At 64.9% G+C, this 6087-nt stretch carries 8 protein-coding genes; 5 read left to right on the forward strand and 3 right to left on the reverse strand.

Annotation, left to right across the window (positions count from 1 at the left end):
- Window positions 1–498 (reverse strand): FAD-dependent oxidoreductase (locus MRY84_RS10335; protein WP_291505646.1); only part of this gene is annotated, 498 nt, incomplete at its 3' end.
- 96 nt (window positions 499–594) lie between these two features.
- On the reverse strand, window positions 595–1533 hold the full coding sequence (locus MRY84_RS10340) for a LysR family transcriptional regulator (RefSeq protein WP_291505647.1): 939 nt from the start codon (window positions 1531–1533) through the stop codon (window positions 595–597).
- A gap of 104 nt (window positions 1534–1637) precedes the next feature.
- Between MRY84_RS10340 and MRY84_RS10345 the strand changes: the two genes are divergently transcribed.
- From MRY84_RS10345 to MRY84_RS10365, 5 genes are all read left to right on the forward strand, one after another.
- Window positions 1638–2339 (forward strand): pirin family protein, encoded by a 702-nt coding sequence (locus MRY84_RS10345; RefSeq protein ID WP_291505648.1) that lies wholly within the window; start codon window positions 1638–1640, stop codon window positions 2337–2339.
- A gap of 48 nt (window positions 2340–2387) precedes the next feature.
- Window positions 2388–2801 carry a DoxX family protein gene (locus MRY84_RS10350; protein WP_291505649.1) on the forward strand — a complete coding sequence of 138 codons (414 nt, stop codon included), beginning with the start codon at window positions 2388–2390 and terminating at the stop codon, window positions 2799–2801.
- A 120-nt stretch (window positions 2802–2921) separates the two neighbouring features.
- On the forward strand, window positions 2922–3476 hold the full coding sequence (locus tag MRY84_RS10355; RefSeq protein WP_291505650.1) for a flavodoxin family protein: 555 nt from the start codon (window positions 2922–2924) through the stop codon (window positions 3474–3476).
- A gap of 75 nt (window positions 3477–3551) precedes the next feature.
- Window positions 3552–3959 carry an OsmC family protein gene (locus MRY84_RS10360; RefSeq protein WP_291505651.1) on the forward strand — a complete coding sequence of 136 codons (408 nt, stop codon included), beginning with the start codon at window positions 3552–3554 and terminating at the stop codon, window positions 3957–3959.
- Entirely contained in the window at window positions 3956–4852 is an 897-nt protein-coding gene (locus tag MRY84_RS10365; protein WP_291505652.1) for a pirin family protein, read from the forward strand. Before MRY84_RS10360 ends, MRY84_RS10365 begins: the two co-directional genes overlap by 4 nt.
- Before the next feature lie 467 nt (window positions 4853–5319).
- Here MRY84_RS10365 and MRY84_RS10370 read toward each other — a convergent pair.
- Window positions 5320–6087 (reverse strand): MinD/ParA family protein (locus MRY84_RS10370; protein WP_291505653.1); only part of this gene is annotated, 768 nt, incomplete at its 5' end.

Raw genomic sequence — 6087 nt, forward strand, 5'->3', positions numbered from 1 at the left:
ACGGGTGTCGGTGACGAGCTGCCCGGCTTGCTGCAGCGGCGCTGCCCAGGTCACTACCAAGGATTGCATCCCGGGACTGGCCACCCAATGCGCTTCGCGGTGGGGCAGGCCGACGGCGGCCACGCGCCCCGCGGCGTCCAGTACTTGGACCGAGTTGGCGCTCCAGCGCTTGCAGATGCCGGGCACGGTGTCGATGGCGCGCGCAAAGCGCGGGTCGCGCACGGTGAAGTACTGCGCCCCCGCGTCAAAGTTGCCAAAAGGCGAATCGATGGTCGCGGTGCGGCCACCGGCCTGAGAGGACTTTTCGAACACTGTCACACGATGCCCTGCCTGCGTCAGGGTGCGGGCGCAGGCCACGCCGGCCATGCCGGCGCCGATGATGGCGAAATGGCGCTGGGGCTTGCCCGAATGCGTGGTAGGGCGGGGCGCAGCTGGCGCGGGCGTTGGTGCGGTCGTGCGTCGCAGACGTTTGGCGGGCTGGGGATCGATGGTGCTCATGGAAGACCTTTCGGTGACGGTCGACAGGTGAAATGCAGTGCGGAACCAACGGTGACCACTCTACACGTGCGCCAGCGTGGCTACACGTGCGCTGGGTCAGAAATGATGGTGGTTTTCCAGCAGGGCGCGGCGTGTGGCGGGGCTTTGCAGTTGGTTCAACCACCACTGCAGCGCACGGCCCGGCGCGGTGAATCCCGGTCCGCCCCAGGCGTAGTGCACGCGCACATTGCGCTCGGGCCGGGCAACGCGGCGCACCACGAGGCGGCCAGCCTCCACATAGGGGCGCACCATGGACTCGGGAAGGAACCCGCCACCCAGGCCCCGCAGTTGCACCTGAACCTTGGCCTGCATGGTGTCTACCGTCATGACATCCTGTCCGCCCAGCAGGCCCATTGTGGCGCCGCCGCGCGTGGCCGAGTCCGCCACGGCCACGGCACGGTGCTCAAGCAAGGTGGCATCCGAGATGGGTTCAGGGGCAGAGGCCAGAGGATGGTGGGGCGCCACGACGTAAATGAAAAGCACATCCCCCAGCAGGCCCTGCTGCAACCCGGCTACGTTGCTACCCGCCACCGACACACCAATGGCAAGGTCGGCGCGGCCCGACGTCAAGGCCTCCAGCGTGCCGGTCATGATGCCGTCGCGCAGTTTGAGCCGTGTGGGGGGGTGCATGGCGTAGAAAGCCTCTACCAACTCGAGCATGGTATGAGGCGAGATGATTCCGTCGACAGACAGCGTCAGCTGCGGCTCCCATCCAGTGGCTACACGGCGCACGCGGTGGGCCACTGCATCGATGTCTTGCAGAAGGCGGGCACTCTCGCGCAGCAGTTCAACTCCCGCCTCGGTGGGGCGGGCCTGGCGGGCGCTGCGGTCAAACAGCAGCACGTCCAGCGCGTCTTCGATCTGGCGAACGCGGTAGGTGAGTGCGCTTGGCACGAGCCCCAGCTGACGTGCCGCGGCGGCAAAGCTGCCAGCCTCTGCAATCACCTGCAGCATGGTGAGTGCATCCGGGGTGAGGACATCGCGGGCGTTTTGCATGGTGATGCCATGTTAATTCATATTATTTGAACAATGCCATCAATCCACCTGTGCCCGTGGAGGGGGCTGCGGTCCTAAAGTCGAGTCTTGAAAGGAGCACTCACATGCTGACTGTTCGTAAATCGCAAGACCGGGGCCATGCCGACCATGGCTGGCTCAATTCCTTCCACAGCTTCTCGTTCGCCGGGTACTACGACCCTGCCCACATGGGCTTTGGCAACCTGCGCGTCATCAACGAAGACCGCATTGCGCCGGGCACCGGGTTTGGCACCCATGGCCACCGCGACATGGAGATCATCAGCTACGTGCTGTCGGGCGAACTGGCCCACAAGGACAGCATGGGCAACGTCGCGACCATTCCGCCAGGCGACGTGCAGCGCATGAGCGCCGGGACGGGCGTGCAGCACAGCGAGTTCAACCATGCAGCGGGCCAGACGACGCACTTCCTGCAGATCTGGATTGAGCCCAATGTGCGCGGCATCCCGCCGGGCTACGAGCAAAAGACTTTTGCCGAGGCCGAAAAGCGCGGAGCCTTGCGACTGGTGGCCTCGCCCGATGGCGCCCAGGGCTCGGTGAAGATTCATGCCGACGCGGCCTTGTATGCAGGCCTGCTGGACGGCGCTGAAAAAGTCACCCTGGCGCTGAACCCCGCCCGCAAGACCTATGTGCACCTGGTGCGTGGCGTGCTGATGGCCAACGGCCAGGCCCTGTCGGGTGGCGATGCGGTGTTGATGGAAAAGGAAACCACCTTGTCGTTGACCGATGGCCACGACGCCGAGGTGCTGGTGTTTGACCTGGCCGCCTGATCTCTGGATCGTTTGTTTCTCAACCCCTTCACTCAGGAGTTCTTCACCATGTTCGCATCCCTGCAAAACCCCCTGGCCCTGGCATCGCGCCTGCTGCTGGCTGCCCTGTTTCTGCCTGCCGGCATCAGCAAACTCACCGGCTTTGCCGGCACCGTGGGCTACATCACGTCTGTGGGGCTGCCCATGCCCACCGTGGCGGCCGCGGTGGCCGCAGCTGTCGAAGTGTTGGGCAGCCTGGCGCTGATCTTCGGCCTGGGCACCCGGTTCGCTGCACTGGCATTGGCTTTGTTCACGCTCGTGGCCAGCTTCTTCTTTCACGCCTACTGGAGTCTGCCCGCTGACAAGCAAATGATGCAGCAACTCATGTTCTTCAAGAACGTGGGTGTGACCGGCGGCTTGCTGGCACTGGCGGCTTTCGGCGCGGGCGCGTGGAGCCTGGACGCACGCCGCGCGGGCCGCTGATCCGGCCCGTGTGACTGAACGGGCCTGCAGCCCGCCGGGCTGCAGGTTCTGGCATTCAATCCGCCCGCACTGGTTTTTTTCCTTTCGTCGTTCCCTCATCGTTTCAACAGGAGTTTTCTCATGGCACAGATCGCAGTTGTCTACCACTCGGGTTATGGTCATACACAACGCCTGGCGCAAGCCGTGGCCGAGGGCGCGGGCGCCCAGTTGGTCGCCATTGATGCCGAGGGCAACCTGCCCGAGGGCGGCTGGGAGACGCTGGCTGCCGCCAGCGCCATCATCTTTGGCTCGCCCACCTACATGGCAGGCCCCAGCTGGCAGTTCAAGAAATTTGCCGATGCCTCGTCCAAGCCCTGGTTCAGCCAGGCATGGAAGGACAAGCTGTTCGCAGGCTTCACCAACAGTGCCAGCACGAATGGCGACAAGCAGATCACGCTGGACTACCTGTTCCACCTGGCCATGCAGCACGGCGGCCTGTGGGTGGGCAACGGCATGATGCCGGCCAACTCCAAGGCCGCCACGCGCAACGATATGAACTGGATCGGTTCGTTCAGTGGCGCCATGGCGCAGTCGCCGTCCGACGCCTCGGCCACGGAGATGTTCCCTGGCGACCTGGAGACCGGCCGCCAGTTTGGCCAGCGTGTGGCCGATGTGGCCCGCCGCCTCGATCGTTGAGAACCTGTTCAAGATCGGTTCAGCCCACTTTTGGCGCTACAGTGGCGCGCCCCAGTACAACCAGGAGAACACCCCATGGCAGTTGAATTGCGGCGCGTCCCCGGCGCGCCCATGGCCCAGACCGTGCATATCCGCGCGCACGACCTCGTGGCCGATGGCAGTGTGGATGAGGGCGGTACCGACAGCGGTCCCAGCCCGCACGACCTGTATGACGCCGCACTGGGGGCCTGCAAGGCGCTCACGGTGCTGTGGTACGCGCGCCGCAAGGGCTTGCCGGTGGAAGATGTGCAGACGGTGGTTGAGCGCGACGCGTCAGCTGAGCGCTCGGGCGTCTACCGCCTTGCGACGCGGCTGCAGGTAAGCGGTGACCTCACCGATGCCCAGATCGCCGAGCTGGAAACCGTGGCGCAGAAATGCCCTGTGCACAAGCTGATGACTACCGTGACAACCGAGATCAGCACCTCGGTGGAGCGCGCACCATGAGCGATACCCCCAGCTTTCTGCCTCTTAAGGGCCAGGCCAAGGATCTGGGAGGCGGCTTCACCGTTCGCCGCCTGCTGCCCGCCGTGCAGCGCACGGCTGTGGGACCATTCCTGTTTTTCGACCACTTCGGTCCAGTGACGGTGGCACCAGGCGAAAGCCACGATGTGCGGCCCCATCCGCACATTGGCCTCGCGACGGTGACCTATCTGTTCTCTGGCGCCATCATGCACCGCGACAGCCTGGGCTACGTGCAGCAGATCGAGCCTGGCGCCATCAACTGGATGACGGCCGGTCGGGGCATCGTGCATTCCGAGCGTCGCCCGGAAAACCTGGCCGACCGGCCTTACGTGAACCACGGCATCCAGCTGTGGGCCGCGTTACCGCTGGCTCAGGAGGAGGCCGATCCCTCGTTCGTGCACACACCCGCTGCCGCCATTCCGCAGGTGCGGGTGGGGGACGCCACGGTGCGGGTGCTCATCGGCGATGCATTTGGCCACTCGTCGCCTGTGGCGACTTCCTCGCGCACCTTGTACCTGGACGTGCAGATGCCTGCTGGCGCCACGCTGGAGATACCTCCACTGGTTCCCGAGATGGCGGTATACGCAGTGGATGCCCCGGCAGATGTCAACGGCCAGGCGCTGGCATCCCAGTCGATGCTGGTGCTGGAGCCAAGCCAGCCCTTGCAACTGGCGGCGCCCGCCGAACGTGCGGTGCGCTTGATGGTGATTGGCGGAGATCCGCTGGACGCGCCGCGCCACATCTGGTGGAACTTTGTGTCCAGCCGCAAGGAGCGCATCGTGCAGGCCGCACGCGACTGGGATAACGACGCCATGGGCCAGGTGCCGGGCGATGCCGAGCGGATTCCGCTGCCGGAGCGCCGCTTCAAGGCGTAAGCAAGACAAGGGCTGCAGACTTGCGTCGCTGGCGTCCGTGGACACCACGCCAGGATTGCAGAGACTACCCGATACCACCATCGGGTGCGGCCTAGCCATCCATCAGCAGCGTGACGCGTCCGGCGTTGTCGCCGGGGTTTCCGTAGCCGCGGCCACTAAGATGCGCGTAGCGGAAGTCGCGGGCCAGACGCAACCCGCGCACGCTGCTCAGGATGTCGCCAGCGTCCGTTAGCCATGTGCACGGATATTCTGCGCCGTGAGGATCGAAACGGCGGAAGCGGCATCACCGATCTGGCGATGCCAGCCAGCCTGCGGGAATGATTTCTGTGCTGAAAGCTCCCCAAACGAAGTCCGCTTTGGAGTTGGTGCATCTGAGAGAGGCCTTCGCCGCGCATCAGGATGGCGGCCTTATCGCGCGGGCAAAGCACCAGGGGCGGTGCATACCGCCCATCAGGCTCCCGACGGCGTCAGGCCGCTGCAGTCAGCAGCGTGGTTTCAATCTTGTTGGCCAGCTGGGCAATGGCCAGCGCGGCCGGGCAACCGGGCGTCTGCAGCAACAGCAGTTGGCGGCGCATGACCGCATCGCGCACTGTAGGGTCGGCCGGAATGTCGCCCATATGGATCAAACGCATCGGGCGGCCGGATTCGGTGCTCACGAAACGGTCCAGCACCTGCTGCAGTTGGCTGGTGATGGCCCGTCCGTCGCCAGCACGCGCGGCTTGGTTGATGACCATGCGCACATGCTGCCGCTTTTGCTGCATGGCCAGCACCTTGATGGCGGCGTAGGCATCGGTCAGCGACGTAGGCTCGGGCGTTGCCACGATGAGCACCTCAGATGCGAGCGAAATCGAGAAAAGCACCACATCTGAAATGCCCGCGCCGGTGTCCAGCAGCACCACGTCATATTGCGGGGTCAAGGCCTGGATCACACTCAGGAACTGGTTGCGCACCTCGGGTGTGAGGCGCGAGTACTCGACCATGCCCGAGCCTGCCAGCAGCACATTGAACCCGCCCGGCGCGCGGATCACGGCCTCTTCCAGCGTGGCTTTGCCCGTGAAGACGTCGTGCAGCGTAATCTTGGGGTGCAGGTTGAGCACCACGTCCAGGTTGGCGAGGCCCAGGTCGGCATCCAGCACCAGCACGCGCTGGCCTCGGCGGGTCAGGGCTGCAGCCAGGTTGGCAGACACGAACGTCTTGCCGACGCCGCCCTTGCCACTGGTCACGGCGATGATGCG

It is taken from the genome of Acidovorax sp. (assembly GCF_022763525.1).
Taxonomy (GTDB): domain Bacteria; phylum Pseudomonadota; class Gammaproteobacteria; order Burkholderiales; family Burkholderiaceae_C; genus Acidovorax.